This is a genomic window from [Micrococcus luteus] ATCC 49442 (assembly GCF_010367585.1).
Classification (GTDB): Bacteria; Actinomycetota; Actinomycetes; order Actinomycetales; family Micrococcaceae; genus Arthrobacter; species Arthrobacter luteus_A.
The window spans coordinates 4053520-4077148 of record NZ_JAAAXP010000001.1 but is presented as its reverse complement, the minus strand read 5'-3'; the positions used below and the strand labels follow the sequence as shown (position 1 = coordinate 4077148).

Genomic DNA, 23629 nt, shown 5'->3' with positions numbered 1-23629 from the left:
ATTGGCACCCCGGTCTGCCCCGATTTCGCATCCGGGCGGGCATCGGATACTCTTGTAAAGTTGCTTTTGCAGCGGATCGGGATGTGGCGCAGCTTGGTAGCGCGCGTCGTTCGGGACGACGAGGTCGCAGGTTCAAATCCTGTCATCCCGACCAGATAAAAAGAGGGCCCCCCTTGGGAGGCCCTCTTTTTGCATCTCCGGTGGCATTGACAGGGGCAGGGAATCATCAGAATGGCACTAGTACGAACAAGATCAGGCAGGCACGAAAAAGCCCCGGGCATGATATCCATGCCCGGGGCCGCGCCTCCGAAGTGAGGAAGCTTCTCTAGACGGGATTCGGCCAGTTACCGCTGTTCGTGGTGTAAGTGGTGTCGGTGGTTTGGGTACTCTTCTTGCCCTTTTCCGTCTTCACCTTTTCGGACACAGGGTTCGGCCAGTTACCGCTGGCTACAGCAATACCGGAGTTGTCAGTAATGGAACCTGCGGACAGGACGGCTGGTGCCGCCGCCGAGAATGCCAGGGCGCCGGCTAGGACGGCGGCTGCCGCTATCTTCTTGAACATTTGAGTTCCTCAATACGAGTCGGATTCGTTACAAAGTCAGCACGTCCTTGTTGACACTTATTGTAAAATGGGTCCCACAGGGCCTGTCAAGCTTTGCGTCCAAAGACGGTCCGGAACAAGGAGGAACCCCATGGGCAATGGATTCGGGGAAAAGCTTCGAGCAGAGCGGCTGGAGCGAGGGCTTACTCAGGCCGAACTCGGCAAGGACCTCTACTCCCCCAGCTATATATCACTCCTGGAGACCGGCCGCCGCGAGCCTACCGCCGAGGTAATCGATGAACTCGCCCGCCGCTTGGAGTTGGCGCCGAAAGCATTGGAAGCCTGGAGCCAGCCCATCTCGGCCAGCGACGCCGAGTATGTCCTTGCCGGGCTCTACGCCCGGCAGGCCTGGGACCTTCGCGACTACGAGCTTGCCGCCAGCCATGCCGCAACGGCCGCAAAGATTGCCCTCGAAGGCAAGAACACCAGCGCCTGGTGGAACATGACGTACATGCAGGCCGAGTGCCTGGTGCGGCACGGTGACCTCCTGGAGTGCCAGCGCATCACCGAGCGGCTTATCGAACATCCGATGGCACGGGAGTCCGTGGGACTGGGAGTACGTGCCCGCCAGATGCTGGCTGCTGTCCTGCAGCGGCAGGGCCAGCTGTCAGCCGCCGTGGACCAGGCCTTGGAAGCCACGAAGCTGTCCGAGCAGCTCCCGAAGAGTTCCATCGTTGTGATCGGCACCCTTCGTGTCCTCATCGGAGCCCTGGCGGAGAGCGGACGGCTGGAGGAAGCCTGGACGTACTGTCAGACGCTGGTCAGCCAGGTGGATGAAACCACCATGCCCCAGCTTGCCGGTGAGGTGGCCTGGGTGGTGGGCAACGTGGCCTTTATGCGCCATGACTATGCAGAGGGAGTCAAGGAACACGAAAGGGCCGCAAAGCTGCTGTCCCCCGCCAACGACATCGAAATGTGGGCCCGGTTCAACAAAGCATCGGCCGCCGTCAGGCTGCAGGCAGGCATTGTTGAGCCCGAGACACTGGCCTCGATCGAGCGCGCAGAGCTGGCGTTCTCCATTGTTTACGAGATGAAAAGTGATGAACTCGAAGTCGCGTTCATCCGTGCCCGCTGGCTTTACCTCACCGGCGATATCGTGGCCGCCATTGAGAAGTTACGCAAAATCCATGCAGAACGTGAGGCCTTGGCCAAGCACACCGCCGGCGAGGTTGCGCTCCTGCTCGGCAAGTCCCTCAAGGCCGCCGGCGAGTCAGAGGAAGCGATTGTCTACCTGAAGGAAGCGCAAAAAGCCTTCAGCTCCGCCGGAGCACAGGATCTGGTCCAGCAGGCTTTGGATGCCATCCTTGAAATCAATCTGGCCCAGCAGCGCGCAGCGGCGGCGGCAAAAAAGGCCAAAGCCAGCTAGTGGCGGACCCGGCTGAAAACCGGGTCCGCCAGGGCAAACTAGACGAACTTCTTGCCGGTCAGCTTCTCGTAGGCCTCTACATACCGGCTGCGGGTGCGGGCAATGACATCCTCGGGCAACGCAGGCGGCGGCACATCCGAGGAGCGGTCCCAGCCGGATTCGGCTGAGGTCAGCCAGTCGCGCACGTACTGCTTGTCATAGGACGGCTGCGCCTGCCCGGGCTGGTATGTGGCCGCGTCCCAGAAACGGGACGAGTCCGGGGTGAGGACCTCATCGCCCAGGGTGATGGCACCGGACACGGCGTCGTAGCCGAACTCCACCTTGGTATCAGCCAGGATGATGCCGCGTTCGCGGGCGGTCTTCTCCGCGGTGGAGTAGATCTTCAGGGTCAGTTCGCTGAGGCGTCCGGCGATGTCATCCCCCACCATGGCCGCAACATCGTTGTAGGAGATGTTCTCGTCGTGCTCGCCGATTTCGGCCTTCGCGGACGGCGTGAAGATGGGCTTCTCAAGCCGTGAACCGTCCACCAGGCCCGGGGGCAGCGGAATCTCGCAGACCGTCCCGGAAGCCTTGTACTCCAGCAGCCCTGACCCGGTCAGGTAGCCGCGGGCAATGCATTCCACCGGGAACATGTCCAGCTTCTTGCAGATCATCGCACGGCCTTCAACAGCCGCAGGAACCCCGCCTTCCACTGTGGATGCCAGCACGTGGTGCACCACATCAAGCTGGTCGAACCACCACAGGCTCAGCTGGGTCAGGATGCGGCCCTTGTCCGGGATCTCGCTTGCCAGGACGTGGTCGTACGCACTGATGCGGTCGCTGGCCACCACCAGGACGCAGTCCTGGCCCACCTGCTCGCGGATAGATTCGTCCGCAGGTTCGTACAGGTCGCGGACCTTCCCGGAATAGACGTGCGTCCAGCCGGGCAGGTCAAGGGTTGCTGTGCTGAAGCCGCGCTGCCGGGCTTCCTCAGCGGAATTCTCAGTCATGGTTATGCCTTCGCCTTCGTGACAGGCAGCGATGCGGTTGCGTTGGAGGCAACCTTGATCTCGCCGCGGGTCGCCTTGCGTCCGATGTCCGTCCGGAACTGGGAGCCTTCGAGCTGAACCAGTTCAACGCCGTCGTACGCCCGTTCCCGTGCCTCCACAAGGTCACTGCCTAGGGCAACAACGGCGAGCACACGCCCGCCGGCGGAAATCACCTTGCCGTTTTCGTCCAGCGCGGTGCCTGCATGTATCACGTGCACACCCTCGAGCGCCTCCGCTTTCTTGAGCCCGCGGATGCGGTCGCCGGTGCGCGGGGTGTCGGGGTAGTTCTCAGACGCGACGACGACGGCGACAGCGGTCTCCTTGGACCAGCGCAGCTCGTCTGCCTTGTCCAGTTCGCCCTTGGCCGCTGCCAGCAGCAGCGCACCGAGCGGGGTCTTGAGCCTCGCCAGCACAGCCTGGGTTTCGGGGTCGCCGAAGCGGACGTTGAACTCAATGACGCGGGTGCCGCGCGACGTCAGGGCCAGGCCGACAAAGAGCACGCCCACAAACGGGGTGCCACGGTGGGCCATGGCGTTCACGGTGGGCTGGGCCACGCGCTCGATGACTTCGTCCACGAGCCCGGCGGGAGCCCACTCAAGCGGGGTGTACGCTCCCATGCCGCCGGTGTTGGGGCCCTCGTCGTTGTCGAAGATGCGCTTGAAGTCCTGCGCCGGGGACAGCGCCACCGTGTTGCGGCCGTCGCAGAGGACAAAGATGGAGACCTCGGGGCCGTCCAGGAATTCCTCGATTACCACGGTGCCGCCGGCGTCGAAGCAGGTCTGGGCATGGGCCAGGGCTTCGTCGCGGTTTTTGGTGACCACTACCCCCTTGCCGGCTGCCAGCCCGTCATCCTTCACGACGTAGGGTGCGCCGAAGGTGTCCAGGGCCGAGGCTGCTTCCTCTGCGTTCGTAGCCACCATGGCCATGGCCGTGGGCACGCCCGCTTCGGCCATGACTTCCTTGGCGAATGCCTTGGAGGCCTCCAGCTGGGCCGCGGCTTTGCTGGGTCCAAACACCGGTATGCCGGCCTCGCGGACGGCGTCGGAAACCCCGGCAGCAAGCGGCGCCTCCGGGCCGACCACAACAAGGTCAACGCCGAGCTTCGTGGCCAGGGCGGCTACGGCGTCCGGATCATTGCCGTCGATGTTGTGGGTGGGGACCAGCTTGCTGATCCCGGCGTTGCCGGGAGCTGCATGGACTTCGGACACGTTGGGATCGGCGAGCAGGGAGCGGACAATGGCGTGTTCGCGGCCTCCAGGGCCAATGACGAGTACCTTCACAGTCTCCAAGGGTACTTTGTGCACCCTTCCGTTTCCTAAGGGAGAAGGTCCCAAGCTGTCTGCATGCCCAACCATCCCTGTTGCCTGCCGCAACGAACCCACAGCATGAAGAAGCTCCTGAACTGGCTCAAGGAACCCGCCGCCCTGGCCGCGTTGGCAGGCGTGGCGGCAGCCGCCGTCGTGCTTTCCGTGGCGGAACTGATCGGAGCGTTCTTTACGGCGCGCGCCACCCCGGTCATTGCGCTGGGGTCCACGTTCATCGACTTCACGCCGCCGTGGCTCAAGGATTTCGCCATTTCCACGTTCGGCACCAATGACAAGGCCGCCCTCTTTGTGGGGATGGGGCTGACCATTGCCCTGCTGGCCTGCCTGCTGGGCGTAGTGGCATACCGAAAGTGGGCGCTGGGGGTTGCAGGGGTGCTGCTGATGGGAGCGGTAATTGTGGCCAGCGTGGTGACGCGGGCAGGCGTCCAGCCCCTGGATGCCATCCCCACCGTGCTGGGCACGCTGGCAGGCCTGGTAGTGCTGAGGCTGCTGGTGGCGCCCCTCTGGCAGCTCAGGTCGTGGCCGGAAGCGCCGGCCGACACCGCAGCCGGGGAGGCCGGCCGCACCGCCACGAGCCGCCGGCGCTTCTTCGCCGCCACGGCCCTCACTGTAGCGGGGGCCGGAATCGCCGCCACGGGCGGCCGCCTGCTCAGCGGCGCCCGCAGCAACATTGCCAAAGCGCGGGAAGCCTTGCAGCTTCCCGCGCCGGTGACGGCGGCCGCAGCGGTTCCCGGCGGTGTGCAGTCCCCGGTGGCCGGCGTCACGCCCTGGATCACCCCCAACGGAGAGTTCTACCGGATCGACACGGCCCTCAGCGTGCCCGAAATCAACGCCGAGGACTGGGAGCTTCGGGTCCACGGCATGGTGGAGCAGGAAATCCGCCTGAGCTTCCAGGACCTGCTCGACGCCGACCTCATCGAATCGCACGTGACCCTCACCTGTGTGTCGAATCCGGTGGGCGGCAACCTGGCGGGAAACGCGAAGTGGCTGGGCTTTCCGATTCGTGAGGTCCTCAAGCGGGCCCGCCCCAAAGACGGTGCGGACATGGTGCTGTCAACCTCAATCGACGGGTTCAGCGCCTCCACGCCCCTGGAAGTCTTGCTCGATGACCGGGACGCCATGCTGGCGATCGGGATGAACGGTGAGCCGCTGCCTCTGGAACACGGCTATCCCGTGCGCATGGTGGTTCCCGGGCTGTACGGCTTCGTCTCGGCGACTAAGTGGGTAGTGGACCTGGAGGTAACGCGTTTCGCGGACAGCAAGGCCTACTGGACAGAACGCGGCTGGTCCGAGCGCGGACCCATCAAGACCATGGCCAGGGTGGAGGTGCCCAGGTCTTTCGCCAAGGTGCCGGCCGGCCGCGTGGCGATCGGCGGGACGGCCTGGGCGCAGACCCGCGGCATCACCAAGGTGGAAGTGCAGATCGACAACACCCCCTGGGCCGAAGCCGTCCTGTCCGCCGAGGCGTCCCTCATCACCTGGCGGCAGTGGTCCTTCGACTGGGACGCCACGCCGGGTCCGCATTACATCAAGGTCCGGGCCACAGACGGCACCGGCGAGGTGCAGACGGATCAGCGGGCCGATCCCGTGCCCGACGGCGCCTCAGGCTGGCAGTCAGTCATGGTCACCGTGGAGTAGCGCGGCATTCCGCATTCCTTCCCAAGCCGCTACCAGGGCATTCCCTCCGGGGGCCATAGACTTGGCAGCATGCCCCACAACCCGCATGCCACGTTCACCGTGGACTCCGCCGTCGAACTCGCCGTCATCGAACGCAGCGGATTTGTGGAGTCCCGGCACATCGGTTCCGCAGTAGTACTGTCAGCCGACGGCAGCGTGGTCACCGAACTCGGTGATATCAGGACTCCGCTCTATGCCCGCTCCTCGCTCAAACCGCTGCAGGCGCTGGCATCCATGCAGTCCGGCGTTCCGCTCCGCGGCGCGCAGGTGGCGGTGGCCTGCGGCAGCCACGTGGGCTCCCTGGACCATATGGATGTGGTGGAGGGAATGCTGAAGGCAGCCGGCGTGAAGGAAGAACAGCTGCAGTGCCCCGCCGCATGGCCGCAGGACGAGACAGCCCGCAACTGGCTGCTGCGCTCCGATCGCGGCAAGTCCAGGCTCGCCTTCAACTGCTCAGGCAAACACGCCGCGTTCCTGTGGGCCTGCACGGAAAACGGCTGGGACACCCAGAGCTACCTCGAGCCGAACCATCCGCTCCAGCAGCGGGTCCGCAGCGTGATTGAGGAGTACAGCGGCGAACACATCGCCCATCTGGGCATCGACGGGTGCGGCGCCCCGGTTGCGGCCATTTCCCTGACCGGCCTGGCCCGCGCCTATTCCATGCTGGCCAAGGCACCGGGAGACAAAAACTCCAACGCCCGCGCCGCCACCATCGCCACCTCCATGCTCGACTACCCTTGGGCGGTCCAGGGCCGCGGCGAGGCCAACACCATCGTGATGGACGAACTCGGCATTATCGCCAAGATCGGCGCTGAGGGCGTGCTGGCCATGGCCACTCCCCAGGGCGTCTCGGTGGCCATCAAAATGCTGGACGGGAACCTGCGCGCCACGTCCCTGGTGGGCCTGACGCTCCTCGCCGCCGCCGGCGCCGTGGACATCCCCGGCGTCTCCAGCGTCCTGGAAAAAGTGGTGGCCCCGGTGATGGGCGGCAGTCACCCGGTAGGCAAGATCCGCCTGGGTCCGGCCGTGTCCGCCCTGCTGGACTGAACCGCCCGGTTGAACCCGCCCCGAGTGGAAGCTGCCCGATAAGCGCAGGGCGCCCGGACCGCTGACTGCTGCGCGAACGGCGCGCTGCCAACGGCCCGGACTTCCTGGGGGTTCCGCAGAGTGCAGGCGGCTACGCGGCGCTGTCCGTGGCGGGTGCGGGCACGGCTGCCATGCTCGCCCGGTAGGGACGGCCCAGTGCCCGGTATTCCCATCCCCGGGACGTGTACCGCCCGGGATCGAGCGCGTGCCGTCCGTCCACGATGCGGCGGTGGCGCACCAGGACCCCCAGATCATCCGGGTCTGCCGTGCGGAACTCGTCCCACTCCGTCAGGAGTGCCACAACGTCGGCCTGTTCCACGGCGGCAGCCAGGCTGCCCACGTAGTTCAGGTCCGGATAAAGGCGGTGGGCGTTGGCGTTGGCTTCCGGATCGTAGACGCTGACTGTGGCGCCCTCGAGATAGAGCATCCGTGCAACGTCCAGTGCGGGGGCATCGCGTACATCGTCTGAGTCGGGTTTGAAGGCAGCCCCGAGGGCAGCGATCTTCATCCCGGCCAGGCTTCCCCCGGCAAGCTCCCTGACCAGGTCCACGGTGCGGACGCGGCGGCGGTTGTTGATGGAATCCACCTCGCCAAGGAAGCTGACGGCCTGCCCCACGCCGAGTTCCTCGGCGCGGTGCTTGAAGGCGCGGATGTCCTTGGGGAGGCAACCGCCTCCGAAGCCAAGGCCGGGTTTGAGGAACCTGCCGCCGATCCGGTCATCCAGGCTCAGGGCGGACGCCAGGAGGCTGACGTCGGCGGAGGTGGCCTCGCAGACCTCGGCCATCGCATTGATGAAGGAGATCTTGGTGGCCAGGAAGGAGTTTGCGGCAACTTTGACCAGTTCCGCGGTGGCGAGGTCGGCAACGACCAGCGGGGTACCGTCGTCGAGCAGTGGCTTGAAGGCGCGCCGGAGAGTGTCCTCCGCCCACGCCGAGGTCACCCCGAACACCAGGCGGTCAGGATGCAGTGTGTCCTGGACCGCGAAACCCTCGCGCAGGAATTCCGGGTTCCACGCGAGTTCGAGTTCCGTGCCCAGCGGCGAAATGTCCGCAACCAGGGCTGTAAGGCGTTCGGCGGTGCCGATGGGAACCGTGGATTTGCCCACCAAGAGTGCTTTGCGGCGGATCCGGGCGGCCAGCCCGGTAAATGCCGCCTCCACGTAACTGAGGTCCGCCGCAAACGAGTTTGGCGCCTGGGGCGTGCCTACGCAGATGAAGTGCACGTCGCCGAATTCGGCAACCGCATCCAGATCGGTGGTGAACTTCAGCCGGCCGCCGGCCAGTGCCTCCTGGAGCTTCTCCGGCAGCCCCGGTTCATAGAAGGGCACCTTCCCTGCCCGGAGCTGTTCTATCTTGTGGTGGTCGACGTCGAAGCCCAGGACGTCGAAGCCCATAATTGCCATGCAGATTGCGTGAGTTGCACCGAGGTACCCGGTACCGATCACCGTGATTTTGGGCGCGCTGGAGGACTCAAGGTTGTTCATTGGATTCTCGTTCCATTGTTGTGAAGAGAGGATTGAACAGAGTTCCCGGTTCCGGGGACGTTCCCTAGTTCGTGCAGGGCAGGTTGGAAAGGCCCTGCTCCGCGTGGGAGGCAGTGTTGCTGCAGTCGACCACGTTGTCGCGCACCGGTTTCAATGAGTATCCAAGCCCGGGACCGTTGACTTCGGCGGTGTTTTCCCGGAAGACGTTTCCGGTGCCCCATCCGTCGAGGATCTCGTGTGTTTGGAACCCGTCCAAGGGCGAGTTCTTGCCACTGTTCCTTTCTATTCGCCAGCCCTTGCCTTTGACATCAACCCAGGAGTCGGCCTCCCGGATTGATGAACCTTCGAAGTTGTTGCCGATCAGGACCCCGTCCGAGGTCCCTTCCTTGATGTCGACGCTCTCGGCAGTAGTGCCCGAGATGATGTTGTCGCTGATTTCGTTGCGATCGCTTTTGTCCGGTTCACACGATGAAATGTTGCACCAGTTGCTCTCGGCGGTGCCGACGTAGATGCCTTCGCCGAACTTTGGCTTGCGCAGGCCGGCGCCGGTCACGGTATTGCCCGCCACCCTGTTGTCCGAGCTGTACCGGCGCAGGTGGATTGCCTCATCACCGATGCCTTCGACCAGAAGGCCCTGGATGACCGATTGGGTCGTCTCGTCGAGCATGACCCCTTTTTGCCCGTTCCGTACCGTGAAGCCCTGCACTGTCCAGTACGAGGCCCGGTCCAGATGGAGTACGTAGCCCTCCTCCTGGCCGCCGCCGTCGAGCACCGCTCCCCTTCCGCCGCACAGCGTGACGGGTTGATCAGAGGTGCCGGCGCCCGTTCCCACGAAGTTGCCCACGTACACGCCGTCCGCGAGGAGGATCACTGCACCGGGCTGCGGCGCCGCAAGTGCCGCCGTCAGTTCGGCCGCCGTGGCCACGGTCACAGTTGCCGCGGGGCAGTCAGGGGGAACAGCCGCGGGTCCGCCGGCTCCGCCGGAGGCGCCGGCAGATTCCGTCGGACCCGGCGTAGAAGGTTCGTCAGCCTTCGGAGCCGCGTCCTGGAAGCTGATCACCGCGAAGACGGCAACCAGTGCCACCAGGACCATCAGGACCAAGGCGATCCACGCCGCGGGTTCCATCCTGCGGCCGGTCACTGGAGCTGCCTCACGTCGTTATATGTCACCACTCCCTTGCTGAGGGAGGTCAACGGGACATGGTCGGCGTAGGGGCTGCGGAGCACGCGTTCAGCGTTCTTTCCACGGGCCACGGCGGTCACCAGTAACAGGGCACCCAGGAGGAACCAGATAAAGGTAAGCGGCTGGAACACCGATTTGACCACGCGCTCCGCGGTGAACGCGGGCGCCCAGGCGAGGGTGTCGTTGTCTCCTACCAGGGCTCCCGTAGACGCTTCAGCCCAGATGGCAGTGGACCCGTTTCCCGCGACGAAGTTGCCTTCCACACTGGTCTCGTTGACTGCGCCCAGCAAGGTGATGCCGTGGTTGGATATGTGGTTCATAGTGTTTTCCTTCACCACGGCGCCGGCGTCCCGTACGTAAATTCCGGTGTCCCCACCGGTGATCGAGTTGCCGGTAACCACCGCTGCGGAGCCCACATCCCTGATGGCCACACCCTGCCGGATTTGGTCCAGCAGGGTGTTGTTGGCGATGGTCACGTTTGTGGCCCCGTCCGCTGCAACAATCCCTACCTCGTTCAGGGCCACCCGGTTGTTCCGGAGAGTGAGTCCGGATCCACCAACCACTTCGATCCCGTACCGGGCGTTCCGCTCGAATGAACCGCCACTGACCTGGTTGCCGCCGTAGCCGTTGACGGCGGTCCCCACGGCATTGGGACCATCCGCCAGTGGCTGGCCGTCCATGGAGAGGCCGTTGCGGCCGTTGTCCCGGGCCTGGATGTTTTCGAAACTGATCTTTTCGGTGGACCGTCCGATGCTGAACCCGTCAACGGCGTTCCCCGAGGAGGAAGTCCCCGTGATGGTGGCGTTGGTGACGAACCGGTGGAGCACCAGCCCGTCCACCAGGCTTCCGGAAATGATGGTGTCTTTGATGGCTACATCCCTGGCGTTGGTCACGAAGAGCCCGAAGGCGTTGCTGTCGACCCGAAGGTTTTCAATTCCTGCCGTGACCACACTGTAGTCCTGGGCGGAACCCTGGGTGAGGTCTTTCAGTTCGGCCTCCGGCAGGAGCCGGGCGCCTCCGTCTGCCTCCCGGGCCTCCGCCGACGTGGGCTGCTCGTCAGTGAACACAGCCACCGCATCCGTCCCGGTCAGGGAGAGCCCTCCGGTGTTTCCGCTCCAAAAACCCAAATGGGAGACGTTCGAGTGGGCAAACGATGCATGGCCCCCAATGACGCGGATATAGGCCCGCCCGTCCTTTGTGGTCTTGTCCGGTCCCCCCTTGGTGCTGTCCCAGCTTGAGACCGAAACCTTGGAGGCTTCGGAGCCGCCCAGGGTGAGTGATCCACCCAGCGCCACCACGGAGGCAAACCCCTCCGCTCCACTTTCAAGCCGGAGGTCCAGGCCCCGGGCCGGGTCCGGGGAGGCCAGCGCGAGCGTGGCTCCTGCGAGCACGGCAATGCTCTCGGAGAGCAGGTACGATCCACCTTGCTGCAGACGGAATGCATTGGGGGCCAGGGCCAGCAGGTCCGTCACCGTATAGGCCGCGCTGCGGGCCGGGAGGACCAGCGTGTAACTCGATCCTGTCCGGATCCGATAGGGGCCTTCGAGGCCCTCCACCCGCCACCGGGCTGCGGAGGCGATGGTCCGGACGTAGACCAGCCGCTCGTCTTCCTGCTCCACGAGGCGTGCCTCGCTGGCGGGGTCGCCCGGATAGAGCATTCCCTGGACGTTGCCGTTGTCCGCAATCTCGTTACGGCCCATGGCATCCACCGCGTCACCGTTACTTATGCTTCCCGCATAAATGAAACCTGCGGTGGCCAGCGTGGCAGTCAGGGCAGCAACCATAATCACCCGGCCCGTCTTCATGCTGCCACCTCCCCGGTGGACAGGCTCGCCGCATCCTGTCCGTCGCCGCCCAGCGTGTCTGCGTGGCGGGTCAGCCAGCCCTGCCTGTTCATGGTGGCGAAGGCGTACAGCTTGATGGGGAGGGCCACGAGGATCACCGTGACCGCCAGAACGGGAAGGATCAGGATGTCCTTGGGATGCCTCCGCAGATGGGAGATGCCGCGGATACCCCGGCCCAGCAGCAGCCAGCACACAGCCGCGGCCACGCCGAAGGGTGTGGGATCAAGCCGATTGAAGATGAGGTAGAACATGGTCAGGCCCATGGTGAGGGGCGTGAGGATGATCTGCAGGACGGTCACCTTCGTCACGAACGGCACCCGCCAAAGCCATCCTTTGGCTGCCGCGGTGAGATAGCACCGGTACGAGTTCCGGCTCCAGCGGATGCGCTGCTTCATGAAGGCCCGGAAGCTGGCAGGGAACATGGACAACGCACGGGCCGAGGACTGGTGGACGGTTTTGTAGCCGGAGGCGAGCACCAGCCACGTGAGCCGTCCGTCGTCACCCGAGATGCACCGCCTGCCCATAAAGTACTCGTTCTCCAGGTGCTCGATCAGTCCCATCACGGCGCTGCGCCGGTAGACCGCTGTACGGCCCGAGATGCAGGGCACTGCACCCGCCCGGCCCATCGCCGGGACGTAATCGAGGTACCGGACGTTGACCAGCCAGTCCGCTATCCGCCGCCAGACACTCGTGTCCCGCTGGTACACCGTCTGATGGGTCCCCACACCCCCGACGGCGGGGTCCGCAAACGGCATCTGGACGTTCGCCAGCAGGCCAGGCTCCCACCAGGTGTCAGAATCTGTCAGCACCAGGATGTCGAACCGTGCCATCCGCATGCCAACGCCCAGCGCGGATCTCTTGCCGACGTGGTGGAACAGGACCGGCCGGATTGTTTCGTCCGCCAGTGCGGTGATCCGGTGGTAGGCGTCCAGATCCTCAACATCCAGGACCACGATGATCTCGTCCGGTTTTTGGGCCCGCCATGATTCCAACGCACTCATCAGGATCTCGGGATCCTCATGGAACGACGGGACCACCACCGACGTGGACGCCCTGAAATCCGTAATGATCGGTCCGGCACGGTGGGAGAGGATGAAGCGGTAAAGCCAGAGGCCCCAGACAATCACACCGGCGACGGCCAGCGGAAAGTAGGGCGAAATTTCGGCATAGAACTCGCTGACGCTGCCGCCGGTGAGGCTGCGAAAGGCATCATTGAAGTCCAGGGGAAGGGGAGGCATGAGCGGTCCTTCGCTGTTGCGGATGTCAGTGAGGGAACTGCCGGGCGGATACGCCGGCGGTCAGTCCGGTCCGCCACATCGATTCACGTGGCGGAAGCCCTGTATCTATCGCCCCTACGGTGGGGGCCGGGCTGTTCACTGCTGCCAACTCTTCGATGAGCCTTGTTATCGAGCATGCGGGAGCAGGTTCGTCCGCCGCCAGTATTCGCGCTACCCTAATTCACTTCGTGACTACCCGACTTCCTTCGTCCGGGGTACTCGCGTTCTACACAGGTGATTACTGAGATTGTTTCCGGAAGGGGATTGGGACCTCATGGCCGTAGCGCGTCGTCGGATCGGCATCGAAGAAGGGAAGGCGGCGCTCGCCGCGTGGCGGGAAGCCGCCGCCACGCCGTCGGACGCCCCGCTCCCCCGCAGCGTAACCGCTACGGCTGTGCGGTACACGCTGGAGGAAGTGACGGCCCGTGCGCCCGGCAACTCGGTGGAGGTCAGGGTGCCGCCGTTCGGCGTCACCCAGTGCGTCGAGGGGCCGCGGCACACGCGCGGCACCCCGCCGAATGTGATCGAGTGCGACGCCGTCACCTGGCTCTCGTTGATAACGGGCCAGTTGACGTGGGCGGACGCTGTGGCGGCGCACCGGGTGGCCGCGTCCGGACTCCGGGCGGACCTCTCAGCCCTGCTGCCGCTGTAGGGGCTTCGGGGACTACTTCCCGGGGTTGAGGACCACCTTGATGCAGCCGTCCTCTTTCTTCTGGAATTTCTCGTACAGGGCGGGCGCACCGTCCAGGCCGGAGCGGTGAGTGACCAGGTCCATCACGCCCAGCGGATCAGCGTCGTCCTCCACGAGCGGAAGCAGGTCATCAGTCCAGCGGCGCACATTGCACTGCCCCATCCGGACCTGGATCTGTTTGTCGAACATGGTCAGTAACGGCATGGGACTGGCCTGGCCGCCGTACACCCCGCTCAGCGAGACCGTCCCGCCGCGCCGCACGGCGTCAATGGAGGTGTGCAGCGCAGCCAGCCGGTCCACCCCGGCCGTCTCCATTGCCTTTTGCGCCAGTTTGTCCGGCAGCAGCCCGAGTGCCTGGTGCGCGAAGCCTGCCACCGGCGAACCGTGGGCTTCCATGCCGACGGCGTCCACTACGGCGTCCGGTCCACGCCCGTCAGTCATCTCCCGCAGTTCGTCCGCAACATTCTTGCTGTAATCGATGGTCTCTACGCCGTGCCGCCCTGCCATGGCGCGGCGCTCAGCCACCGGATCCACGCCGATGACCCGGAGCCCGCGGTGGACACCGATCCGGCTGGCAAACTGGCCCACGGGCCCCAGCCCGAATACCGCCAGCGTGCCGCCCCGCGCGACGTCCGCGTATTCCACCCCCTGCCAGGCGGTGGGAAGGATGTCGGAGAGGAACAGGTACCGTTCATCCGGCAGGTCCAAACCCACCTTCACCGGACCGTAGTCTGCGTGCGGTACACGCAGGAACTCCGCCTGGCCGCCGGGGACCGAACCGTAGAGCTCCGAAAAACCGAGAAGTGCGGCGCCGGATCCTTTTTCCCTTACCTGGGTGGTCTCGCACTGCGACTGCAAGCCCTGCTTGCACATGTAGCAGTGGCCACAGGAAATATTGAAGGGAATCACCACCCGGTCCCCTTTGCGCAGGTTGGTGACGGCGCTGCCCACTTCTTCCACTATGCCCATGGGTTCGTGCCCGAGGACGTCGCCCTTGTGCATGTACGGGCCCAGAACCTCATAGAGGTGCAGGTCCGAACCGCAGACTGCCGTGGAGGTAATCCGCACGATCGCGTCGGTCGGTTCCTGGATCACAGGGTCCGGGACGTTTTCCACCCTGACTGAGCGCTTGCCTTGCCACGTGAGTGCCTTCATGGTCTGCCTTTCTGTCGGGCCCGGCTAATGGGCGTCCTTCGACGCTAACGAATTGGCGCGAAAAAAGTAAGCAGGCTGACTAATTTCCCTGTGAAGCCCGGCGATTCCTTGTGAAGGCCCGGGACGGCCTCTAGCGTAGGGAAGGTCAGATGTGACCCACCGACAGTGAGGAGGCGCCGCCATGGCGCTGCACCAGCCGGAACCCGTAGAGATCTCCACCCGGATGCGTCCCGGGGAATGGACAGATGCCACCCTGGCCGAACTGGTCGCCAGCTACCGCGCCAAAATCTTGGACATGGGCGCTTCGGCGTCGGAAGTGGTGGAGGAGATCGAGAAGAACGACGACGGCTCGGTCAAGGTGAACGTTTCGTGGGTCAAGCCGGCGCTTTAGGTTTCCAGCCCGAGCAGCCTGCCGATGGCACTCTGCCGGAGATTGTCGAGTAGGTCACGGGGGCCGGCATAAACCTCGGCGGCCCCCGCATCAAGGAGTTCAGCGGCGCTCCTGCCGCCACAGGTGACGCCGATGGACGGCATTCCCAGTGCGGCGGCGGCTTTCATGTCCCACACCGCGTCGCCGACAAACACGGCCGCGGCAGCCGGCACCCGCACGGCCCCCAGCGCCGCGACAAGAATGTCCGGAGCGGGCTTGCTTTCCTTCGCGTCATTGGCACTGGTGGCCGCATGGATAAAAGCGTCCGCGGCAAGCGCCTTGCGGCTGGCAGCCAGATCCTGGTTTCGCGCGGATGATGCCAGGGCGACGGCGAGTCCCCCGGCGTGGCACTGGGCAAGCAACTCTTTGGCGCCGTCTAACGGGCGCAGTGAGGGCCAACTGCTGGCGAAAATCGCCGCGTGGCTGGCCATGATGTCTGCGTCGGCACCCTTGTCGCGGCCGCCGGGAAGGAGGCTGTCCACCAAGCGGTCGCCACCCATTCCCACGTGCCAGTGGATGGCAGCCATGGGGACGTCATACTCATGCTGGCGGAACGCCTGCCACCAGGCGAGGGTGTGGACGTACGCGGAATCCACCAGCGTTCCATCAACGTCGAAAAGCACGGCGCCCCGCCACCAGGTTGCCGGGCCATGACTCTGCGGGACCATCACCCGACTGTTGCGCGCGGGGTCTTGGAAGCCTTCCGGGCCCTAGGTTCCAGGCTGTCCTTTGGAGCCGACACAGTGCGGCTCTTGCCCCGGATGACCCCGCCGGCCCCGTTGTTGCTGCAGTCCTTGATCAAGCCCGTACCGGCGATCTCGCGCGCCATGGCGACGCCGGCTACGGCGGCCCGCTTGGTTGGAAACGTCACCGAGATTGCCATCAGGCTTCCTGAGCCGTCCAGCATCCGCACTCTGTAGCCGCCGTCAGGCGCATCTACCAGCTCAAAATGTCCGGCCATTCCTACCACCCCTCGTTCAGTCGCGGTGGCGTGCCGTGTCTACGGGCACTCCGCGAGTATTTAGTAAGTCTACTTATCTCTTCCGTGGAGTTGAAGTGCGCACCTCGCACCGGGCCGTTACTGCCCTACCCTTTCGGACTCAGGCGGAATAGGGGTATCACTCCGCCGGACCGTGTCCTGATGCAGTTCGAGGGCGCTTGTCACGAGCGCGAAGTGGCTGAAAGCCTGGGGGGTGTTGCCCAGTTGCCGCCCCGCCTCCACGGCCCACTCCTCACTGAGCAGGCCCACATCGTTGCGCAGTTCCAGCAGCCGTTCGAAGAGGACGGTGGCTTCCTGGCTGCGCCCGGCCCCCAGGAGCGCCTCCACAAGCCAGAAGGAACAGGCCAGGAACACACCTTCGTCGCCCGGCAGCCCGTCGTCGCTGTCGGCAGGGCGGTACCGCAGCACGAATCCGTCCTCGGTCAGCTCCCGCTGGATGGCCTCGATGGTTCCCACCACGCGGGGGTCATCCGGCGGCAGGAACCCGACCCGAGGAATCAGCAGCAGGCTGGCGTCGAGTTCGGGCCGTCCGTAGGACTGCACAAAAGTGTTCCGGACGGGGTCGTAGCCGTTGGCCATGACCTCAGCATGGATAGCGTCCCGAAGGGCCTCCCACCGTTCCACCGGTCCCGGCAGGCCGAAGTCACGCACGCCCTTGACCATGCGGTCCGCCGCCACCCAGGCCATCACCTTGGAGTGCGTGAAATGGCGGCGTGGTCCACGCATCTCCCAAAGCCCGTTGTCCGGCCGGTCCCACACGGTTTCCAGATGCTGCATCAGGGCAACCTGCAGATCCCAGGACTCATCAGTGTGTTTCAGCAGCGAGTTCCGCGTCAGGGCCAGGCAGTCCAGCACCTCACCCCAAACGTCCAGCTGAAGCTGCTCGGCGGCACCGTTACCGGTCCGCACCGGCTTGGAATTCTCGTAGCCGGCCAGCCAGGGCAGCTCCAGTTCCGGCATCCTCCGTTCGCCATGGATCCCGTACATGATCTGCAGATCAGCCGGGTCACCCGCCACGGCGCGGAGCAGCCAGTCCCGCCACGCGGCAGCCTCCGCTGTGTAGCCGGCTGCCAGCAGCGCCTGAAGCGTCAACGTGGCATCCCGCAGCCAGCAGTAGCGGTAGTCCCAGTTACGGGGACCCCCAAGCTGTTCCGGAAGCGAGGTGGTCACGGCGGCCACGATGCCGCCGGTGGGAGCATACGTCAGGGCTTTCAACGTCACCAGGGACCGGAGCACGGCGTCCTGGTACTTTCCCTTGACGGTGCACTGGGAAGCCCAGCCGCGCCAATAGGCCAGGGTTGTGCCCAACACGTGCTCCGCGTCCACCGTGTTGGGCCGGGGAACATGGCTGGGCGCCCACGTCAGCACAAACGGAACCCGCTCCCCCTCCTTGACCGTGAAGTCACTGATCGAGTGCATGTTTTCGCTGTGGAGGGGTGCCGGGGTGACGAAGTAGACGGCATCCGGACCGGCGATGGCGTGCAGGCCGTGCTTGTCTTTCCGCACCCAGGGCATGATGTGCCCGTAGTCGAACCGCAGGGCCAGTTCGCTGTGCATCCTCACGCTTCCGGTGACGCCTTCGACAATCCTCACGATGTCCGCCACTTCGTCCCGCGGGGGCATAAAGTCGATCACCCTGACGGTGCCGTCGGCGGTTTCCCATTCAGTTTCGAGGACCAGCGTGCCCTCTTTGTAGCCGCGTCTGGTGCAGGTGCCGCCGCCCTCGGGTGCCAGCAGCCAGCGTCCGGACTCGGGCGTATCAACCAGCGCGCTGAAACAGGCCGGTGAGTCGAAGCGGGGCAGGCAGAGCCAGTCGATGGAGCCTTCGGTGCTGACCAGGGCGCCGGTGTGAAGGTCCCCAACAACTGCATAATCATCGATGAGCGCCATGACCTTACACTGCCACAACGATGCCCTGTGCAGGGGAAAACGCAGCGAAACCCTGCGGGGAAACACCCGCGCCCAACCCGGCACAGTAGCCTGAAGGCAAGGCCAGTCCCCGAAGACACCGGAGGCATCATGACCCACCCCGCATGCCCGGACGTCTGCTGACCGTGGCGATCCATATCGGCACCTCCGGCTGGAGTTACGACCATTGGGACGGTGTGCTGTACCCGCCGGGCCTCCCCGCCCGGGACAGGCTGCAGCATTACGTTGCACGGTTCAGCACCGTCGAACTGAACGCCAGCTTTTACCGCTGGCCAAGGGATACCTCCTTCGCCAGCTGGCGTCGCCGGCTCCCGGACGGATTCGCGATGTCCGTCAAGGCTCCCCGCGGCCTGACGCACGGCAAAAAGCTTTACGCGCCTGAAGTGTGGCTGGAGCGGATAGCGCGGTGCTGGCATGAACTGGGCGACAAACGGGCAGTCCTGCTGGTTCAGCTTCCGCCGCAGATGGAGCGCGATGATGCCCGGCTGGACTACTTCCTCGCCGCCGTGCCCTGGTGGATCCGCGTGACCGTCGAGTTCCGGCATTCCAGCTGGGACCATCCTGACGTCTACTCCCTGCTGGAGCGGCACGGAGCCGCCTACTGCATCATGAGCGGTGCCAACCTCCCGTGCATTCTGCGCGCCACGGCACCGTTCGTCTACATCCGCCTTCACGGCCCTGACCATGAGCATCTGTATGGCGGTTCCTACTCTGACGCGGACCTTCAGTGGTGGGCGGACCGCATCCGGGAATGGTCGGCGTCGGGCCTGGACGTGTACGCCTATTTCAACAACGACGGCGGCGGGAATGCGGTGCGGAACGCCGAAACCCTGAGGTGGTTCGTGGGGGCGGGCTGACGTCACGTACGACGGCGGCACCGCCGCACGTGCCGGCGCGGCGGTGCGCTGTGGCAGAGTGGAGGCATGGACATGGCTCCTCAGAATTCATCCCGGAACACTCCGCACCAGGCTCCGCTGTCCGGCACGCAGCTATTCCGCCTGGCTCACCGGATTTCAGACACGGTCAATTCCACGCGCATCCGCCTCGCGGGACGCTGGAATTTTTCCCCGCAGACTATCGGCTACCAGGGCTACGGATCATCCACCGGGTGGGTGCGGGTTCTTGGCCGGGTCCTGCTGACAAAGAAGCCGGTCCCCGGCAGCCCGGCCGCCCATGCGGCCCTCAACGGCACCCAGAACGTCCGCGGCTGGCGGGCCTTCACCAGCGTTCCCCTCCAGCACACCGAGGTGGAAATCACCATCGGCGGCGTGTCCACGCGGGTCAAGGCAGACCGCGGCGGGCTGATCGACACGGTAGTAGACGTAAAACTGTCCCCCGGGTGGCATACGGCTGTCCTGCAGGCGGACGGGACCGAGCCGGTGGAGACCCTGATTCAGGTGATCGGTGAGGACGCGAAGTTCGGCATCGTCTCCGACATTGACGACACCGTCATGGTGACTGCCTTGCCGAGGCCGTTCCTGGCCCTGTGGAACACGTTTGTGCTCAGTGAGCGGGCACGCATGGCCACGCCGGGGATGGCTGTCCTGCTGGACCGGCTCACCATAGAACACCCGGAAGCCCCCGTCATTTACCTCTCCACCGGCCCGTGGAACGCGGCGCCCACGCTCAAACGGTTCCTGGGCCGGAACATGTATCCCGCCGGCGCCCTGCTCCTCACCGACTGGGGCCTCACGCAGGACCGCTGGTTCCGCAGCGGACAGGAGCACAAGCACCGGAATCTGGAACGCCTTGCCAAGGAGTTCCCGGACATGCGCTGGCTGCTGATCGGCGACAACGGCCAGCACGACGAGCAGATCTACTCAGGTTTTGCCCAGGACCATGGGGACAAGGTGGCCGCCATCGCCATCCGGCAGCTCTCCGTCAGCGAGTCCGTGTTTGCCGGCGGCCACTCCGAGGACGGCGACCACACCGCCTCGGCAGTGCCCTGGATCTATTCGACGGACGGTGCCGGGATGGCCAAACAGCTCAAGGTCCTGGACCTGCTCTAGGTGTAATTCCCACATCTAGGGCCCATCAGCACCGCATCAGTCAGGCGGACGCGCCCGAGGTGGTCACGCCGTCGTCGGGTACTGCTGCTGCATCGTCTGCTTCGTCCGGTTCCGCACTCAGGGCGTGCGCGACGGCGGCACCCGCCGCCGCGGCAAGGTTCCGTTCCTCGATGAGCTCCTGGAACCAGAAGTAGGAAGCCTTGGGTGTCCGCTCCAGGGTCTCGAAATCGACATGGAGCAGGCCGAACGGCTGGTTGTACCCCGCGGACCATTCAAAGTTGTCCAGCAGGGACCACACATAGTAGCCGCGCAGGTCAATGGCCTCGGCGTCACCGCCGGGGCCTGTGGCCTCCAATGCGGACTGGATGTGGTCCGAGAGGTATTTGAGCCGCCGTTCGTCCGGGATGAACGTGGTGTTGGTGGATTTGTCGCGGACGAGGATGTCCTCGAAGCTGGCCCCGCCTTCGGTAATGATGACCGGCGGCAGGTTCGGATAGCGCTCGGCCATCTCCTTGAGCGCCACCTTCATGTACTCGGGCTTTACCGGCCAGCCGTAGGAGGTGATGTCCGCTTCCGGCCAGGTCACCACGTGGAACGGCGTGGCACCGTTGCCCGCGGCACTCAGGTCGCTGCCCATGGCCTCCGCCATGCTCGCCGGCACCGCACCTTCGCCCGGGCCCACCGCAACCTTCGTGGGCATGTAGTAGTTCAGGCCGTAGAAGTCGAGCGGCTGGGAGATGATCTCCATGTCCTCGTCCGGGTGGTTGAAGGAGCTGAAGAACTTCGCGGCCCGAATGATGTCCGGGTACTTGCCGGTGAGGACCGGGTCAGCGTAGAGCCGGTTCTGGGCGATGTCCATGAGGCCCGCGCTGATCTTGTCCAGGGGGTTGATGGAGTTGGGGACCATGGGCGAGTACACATTGGTCATCCCGATCTCGCCGGGGACCCCCGCCGCCCGCAAGGCCTGGAGGGCCAGGCCATGTCCCAGAAGCTGGTGGTGGACGGTAGGCAGGGCGTTGAGCATCAGGGCTTCGCCCGGCGAATGCAGGCCCAGCGTGTAGCCGTTGGTGGTGACAGTGGCGGGCTCGTTGATGGTGCACCAGCGTGCCACGCGGTCACCGTACGCTGCAGCGGCAATCGCGGCGAACTCGGCGAGGCGGTAGGCGGTGTCCCGGTTCATCCAGCCGCCGGCGTCGTCCAGTGCCAGCGGCGTGTCCCAGTGATAGAGGGTCAGCATGGGGGAAATGCCGTTGGCGAGCAGCTCATCAAGGAGCCGGTCGTAGAAGGCCAGGCCGGCAGGGTTCACGGGGCCGCTGCCGTTGGGCTGGATCCGGGACCAGGACAGCGAGAACCGGTACGAATCGACGCCGAGCTGTTTCATCAGGGCCACGTCGTCCGGCATGCGGTGGTAGTGGTCGCAGGCGACGGCCGGGCTGTGGTTCTCCACGATGGCGCCGTCCTTGGCGGAAAATACGTCCCAGCCGGCCGGGCCCCTGCCGTCTTCAGTGAGCGCGCCCTCGATCTGGAAGGCGGCGGTGGCCACGCCCAGGGTGAAGTCCGCGGGGATAAGGGCTGCCAGGTCTTTGGCGGAAATATGCATGGCGTCAGCCCTCAATTATGTATATACGTGGAACGGGTACCACTCAGAATGCTATACCCGGCGCGCCTGTACGGGCCAACTGTTAGGGTCGGGGAATGGACGAAAAACTGGGGAAGTTCATCGACGATTTTGGCGCGCTGGTCCAACTGTCGCAGGCTGGAAACCATCGGCAGCAGAAAGGCCTCCAGCTGCTTCCGGCGCTGACCGCACACCTGCGGGCTCCCGCTGACGGGCTTTCGGTGGTGGAGGAAAAGATCCCGCCGCACCGCTTTGTGGACGCTGACATTGTGATGGCAGGGCTCGCCGCACAGGACCCCTCAAGCCGGCTGGTCGGCATCGGGGGCGGGGGCCAGCGGCACCACCAGTCGTTCAGTGACATGGTGCAGCAGTCCCAGCTTTATCCGCAGTTTCCGCTCGCCCAGCCCGACTATGCCAACCTGGCGGTAGGGCCGGACACCCAGCGTCAGGCCGTGGCGCTGGGCCTCTGGCTTTTCAGCTTCGCCGGAAGCCCGCTGGCGGTTTTGCAGCGCGACGCCGAGCCTCGTTCCGGACGCCAGACCGCATCGCTGGAGGTCCTGGCCACCAACCCGGCAACGGCCACGAAATTCCTGGCCGAGTTCCGCCTCCGGCTGGATAACAACAGCGTCCTCAAGGGCCAGGTCATTTCCCTGGTGATGTCCGAGTACGGCCCCAGCACCGCGGGGGTGACCTTTCACCACCGCCCCCGCCTGCCGGCGTCGGAAGTCATCCTGCCTGACGGGCTGCTGCAGAAGGTTGCCGATCACACCGTGGGCATCGCCACGCACAGGGCGTCCCTCAAGGACCACGGCCAACACCTTAAGCGCGGCATTCTGCTCTACGGCAGGCCGGGGACGGGCAAAACGCACACCGTGCGCCACCTCCTGAGCCAGAGTGAAGGCTCGACGGCCATCCTCCTCTCGGGCGGGTCACTCGCCCGGATCTCCGAGGCCGCCCGCATGGCCCGCGCGCTCCAGCCGTCCATTGTGGTGCTGGAGGACTGCGACCTCATCGCGGAGGACCGGAGCTTCGGTCATGGACCGCAGCCGCTGCTTTTTGAGGTTCTGGACGCCATGGACGGGCTGGACGACGATGCCGACGTTGCCTTTGTCCTCACCACCAACCGGCCGGACATGCTGGAACGGGCGCTGGCACAACGGCCGGGCAGGGTGGACCTCGCCGTCGAAATCCCGCTCCCGGCACACGCCGAGCGGGTCCGGCTGCTGGAACTGTACGGCCGCCTCGTCGGCTTCAGTCCCGCCGCACTCGAGGCCGCCGCGGAACGGACGGAAGGCACCACCGCGTCCTTCGCCCGCGAACTGGTCCGCCGGGCCGTGGTGGCCGCGGCACTGGAAGACGTACCGGTCTCCGACTCCCACCTCAGCGCCGCCGTCGAAGGCCTGATGGCCGACGCCGAAACCCTCACGCGCAGCCTGCTGGGCAGCGGCTCGGATCCGGCGTCCGGGCCTGGTCCCGGTTTCCCCGGGCCCGGGCTCCCCCGGCCGGGTCTATTGTGAGCCGAAGAGGAATTCCTTGGCATGCGCCACTGCCTTGCGGTAGGCATCGTTACGGAGGGTAACGAGCTGCTCGGTGTCGCCGTCGGCAGGTTCGAGATAGGCCGTGTAGCCCGGCCGGAGGACCCAGATGTCACCGGAGGGCGGGAGATAGAACACTCCGAAGGACCGCTGCTGGCGTTCCTCCGCTGTCCACACCGGCACAACCGCCAGGGCCGCACCCGTGGCCGGGTTGATCCACTGCGCGCGCGGAAGCGGCTCTTCATGGGCCTCGGGATCGAGGAACGGGGCGGTCCCCTTGCCCCAACGCGCTTCGAAGCGCTCGTGGAACGCCGGAATCAAATGCGAATCGTAGCGACGCCATTCGCTCATTGTTGTGTCCGCCTCCTCGCGGTGATGCTGCCGCCCCGTGG

General features: G+C 65.2%; 21 protein-coding genes and 1 tRNA gene. 9 read left to right on the top strand and 13 right to left on the bottom strand.

The annotated features are described in order from the left end of the window. The first annotated feature begins 77 nt into the window (after positions 1–77). Positions 78–154 (top strand) — tRNA-Pro (locus tag GUV69_RS18580). Positions 155–325: 171 nt separating this feature from the next. On the opposite strand, the gene GUV69_RS18575 is transcribed toward GUV69_RS18580, so the two are convergent. After that, a complete protein-coding gene (locus GUV69_RS18575; RefSeq protein WP_164205111.1) occupies positions 326–562 on the bottom strand; it encodes a hypothetical protein in 237 nt (78 codons plus the stop codon). Between the two features lie 130 nt (positions 563–692). Between GUV69_RS18575 and GUV69_RS18570 the strand changes: the two genes are divergently transcribed. Continuing rightward, complete coding sequence (locus GUV69_RS18570) at positions 693–1967, top strand: helix-turn-helix domain-containing protein (RefSeq protein WP_164205109.1); 1275 nt, start codon at positions 693–695, stop codon at positions 1965–1967. Between the two features lie 38 nt (positions 1968–2005). Here GUV69_RS18570 and GUV69_RS18565 read toward each other — a convergent pair whose 3' ends face one another. Next, positions 2006–2956, bottom strand: coding sequence for a phosphoribosylaminoimidazolesuccinocarboxamide synthase (locus GUV69_RS18565; RefSeq protein ID WP_164205107.1), 951 nt, complete (start codon positions 2954–2956; stop codon positions 2006–2008). Between the two features lie 2 nt (positions 2957–2958). Then, on the bottom strand, positions 2959–4275 hold the full coding sequence (gene purD / locus GUV69_RS18560) for a phosphoribosylamine--glycine ligase (RefSeq protein WP_164206766.1): 1317 nt from the start codon (positions 4273–4275) through the stop codon (positions 2959–2961). 105 nt (positions 4276–4380) lie between these two features. Here purD and GUV69_RS18555 point away from each other — a divergent pair, with 105 nt between their 5' ends. Next, positions 4381–5958, top strand: a complete 1578-nt coding sequence (locus GUV69_RS18555) for a molybdopterin-dependent oxidoreductase (RefSeq protein WP_164205105.1) — start codon at positions 4381–4383, stop codon at positions 5956–5958. 69 nt (positions 5959–6027) lie between these two features. Beyond that, on the top strand, positions 6028–7044 hold the full coding sequence (locus GUV69_RS18550; protein WP_164205103.1) for an asparaginase: 1017 nt from the start codon (positions 6028–6030) through the stop codon (positions 7042–7044). Positions 7045–7174: 130 nt separating this feature from the next. Here the strand turns inward: GUV69_RS18550 and GUV69_RS18545 are convergent, their stop codons facing one another. The 4 genes from GUV69_RS18545 to GUV69_RS18530 all read right to left on the bottom strand — a co-directional run bounded on the left by GUV69_RS18545 (position 7175) and on the right by GUV69_RS18530 (position 12831). Beyond that, the gene (locus tag GUV69_RS18545; protein WP_164205101.1) at positions 7175–8566 is read right to left on the bottom strand and encodes a UDP-glucose dehydrogenase family protein; all 1392 of its coding nucleotides are present in this window, start codon (positions 8564–8566) and stop codon (positions 7175–7177) included. Between the two features lie 64 nt (positions 8567–8630). Beyond that, positions 8631–9707 (bottom strand): right-handed parallel beta-helix repeat-containing protein, encoded by a 1077-nt coding sequence (locus GUV69_RS18540; protein ID WP_244292779.1) that lies wholly within the window; start codon positions 9705–9707, stop codon positions 8631–8633. Beyond that, positions 9704–11554, bottom strand: coding sequence for a right-handed parallel beta-helix repeat-containing protein (locus GUV69_RS18535; RefSeq protein ID WP_164205099.1), 1851 nt, complete (start codon positions 11552–11554; stop codon positions 9704–9706). Before GUV69_RS18535 ends, GUV69_RS18540 begins: the two co-directional genes overlap by 4 nt. Then, on the bottom strand, positions 11551–12831 hold the full coding sequence (locus GUV69_RS18530) for a glycosyltransferase (protein WP_164205097.1): 1281 nt from the start codon (positions 12829–12831) through the stop codon (positions 11551–11553). The genes GUV69_RS18535 and GUV69_RS18530 overlap by 4 nt, the downstream gene beginning before the upstream one ends. Positions 12832–13144: 313 nt before the next feature. Here GUV69_RS18530 and GUV69_RS18525 point away from each other — a divergent pair, with 313 nt between their 5' ends. Beyond that, entirely contained in the window at positions 13145–13522 is a 378-nt protein-coding gene (locus tag GUV69_RS18525; RefSeq protein WP_164205095.1) for a sterol carrier family protein, read from the top strand. 12 nt (positions 13523–13534) lie between these two features. Here the strand turns inward: GUV69_RS18525 and GUV69_RS18520 are convergent, their stop codons facing one another. After that, positions 13535–14716 carry a zinc-dependent alcohol dehydrogenase gene (locus GUV69_RS18520; RefSeq protein WP_164205093.1) on the bottom strand — a complete coding sequence of 394 codons (1182 nt, stop codon included), beginning with the start codon at positions 14714–14716 and terminating at the stop codon, positions 13535–13537. Positions 14717–14897: 181 nt separating this feature from the next. Between GUV69_RS18520 and GUV69_RS18515 the strand changes: the two genes are divergently transcribed. Continuing rightward, entirely contained in the window at positions 14898–15107 is a 210-nt protein-coding gene (locus GUV69_RS18515; protein WP_164205091.1) for a hypothetical protein, read from the top strand. On the opposite strand, the gene GUV69_RS18510 is transcribed toward GUV69_RS18515, so the two are convergent. The 3 genes from GUV69_RS18510 to GUV69_RS18500 all read right to left on the bottom strand — a co-directional run bounded on the left by GUV69_RS18510 (position 15104) and on the right by GUV69_RS18500 (position 18036). Then, positions 15104–15814, bottom strand: a complete 711-nt coding sequence (locus GUV69_RS18510) for an HAD family hydrolase (RefSeq protein ID WP_164205089.1) — start codon at positions 15812–15814, stop codon at positions 15104–15106. The two genes, GUV69_RS18515 and GUV69_RS18510, sit on opposite strands and share 4 nt — an antisense overlap. Then, complete coding sequence (locus GUV69_RS18505; protein WP_164205087.1) at positions 15814–16107, bottom strand: hypothetical protein; 294 nt, start codon at positions 16105–16107, stop codon at positions 15814–15816. The genes GUV69_RS18510 and GUV69_RS18505 overlap by 1 nt, the downstream gene beginning before the upstream one ends. Positions 16108–16224: 117 nt before the next feature. Further along, positions 16225–18036: a glycoside hydrolase family 15 protein gene (locus tag GUV69_RS18500; RefSeq protein ID WP_164205085.1), complete on the bottom strand. Its 1812-nt coding sequence runs from the start codon at positions 18034–18036 to the stop codon at positions 16225–16227. Between the two features lie 164 nt (positions 18037–18200). Between GUV69_RS18500 and GUV69_RS18495 the strand changes: the two genes are divergently transcribed. Further along, complete coding sequence (locus tag GUV69_RS18495; RefSeq protein WP_164206762.1) at positions 18201–18932, top strand: DUF72 domain-containing protein; 732 nt, start codon at positions 18201–18203, stop codon at positions 18930–18932. A gap of 66 nt (positions 18933–18998) precedes the next feature. Continuing rightward, positions 18999–20084: an App1 family protein phosphatidate phosphatase gene (locus GUV69_RS18490; RefSeq protein WP_164205083.1), complete on the top strand. Its 1086-nt coding sequence runs from the start codon at positions 18999–19001 to the stop codon at positions 20082–20084. Between the two features lie 40 nt (positions 20085–20124). Here the strand turns inward: GUV69_RS18490 and GUV69_RS18485 are convergent, their stop codons facing one another. After that, the gene (locus GUV69_RS18485) at positions 20125–21684 is read right to left on the bottom strand and encodes a GH1 family beta-glucosidase (RefSeq protein WP_164205081.1); all 1560 of its coding nucleotides are present in this window, start codon (positions 21682–21684) and stop codon (positions 20125–20127) included. Between the two features lie 95 nt (positions 21685–21779). Here GUV69_RS18485 and GUV69_RS18480 point away from each other — a divergent pair, with 95 nt between their 5' ends. Beyond that, positions 21780–23219 (top strand): AAA family ATPase, encoded by a 1440-nt coding sequence (locus tag GUV69_RS18480; RefSeq protein ID WP_164205079.1) that lies wholly within the window; start codon positions 21780–21782, stop codon positions 23217–23219. On the opposite strand, the gene GUV69_RS18475 is transcribed toward GUV69_RS18480, so the two are convergent. After that, positions 23211–23588: a hypothetical protein gene (locus tag GUV69_RS18475; RefSeq protein WP_164205077.1), complete on the bottom strand. Its 378-nt coding sequence runs from the start codon at positions 23586–23588 to the stop codon at positions 23211–23213. The genes GUV69_RS18480 and GUV69_RS18475 overlap by 9 nt on opposite strands. Between the last annotated feature and the right edge of the window lie 41 nt (positions 23589–23629).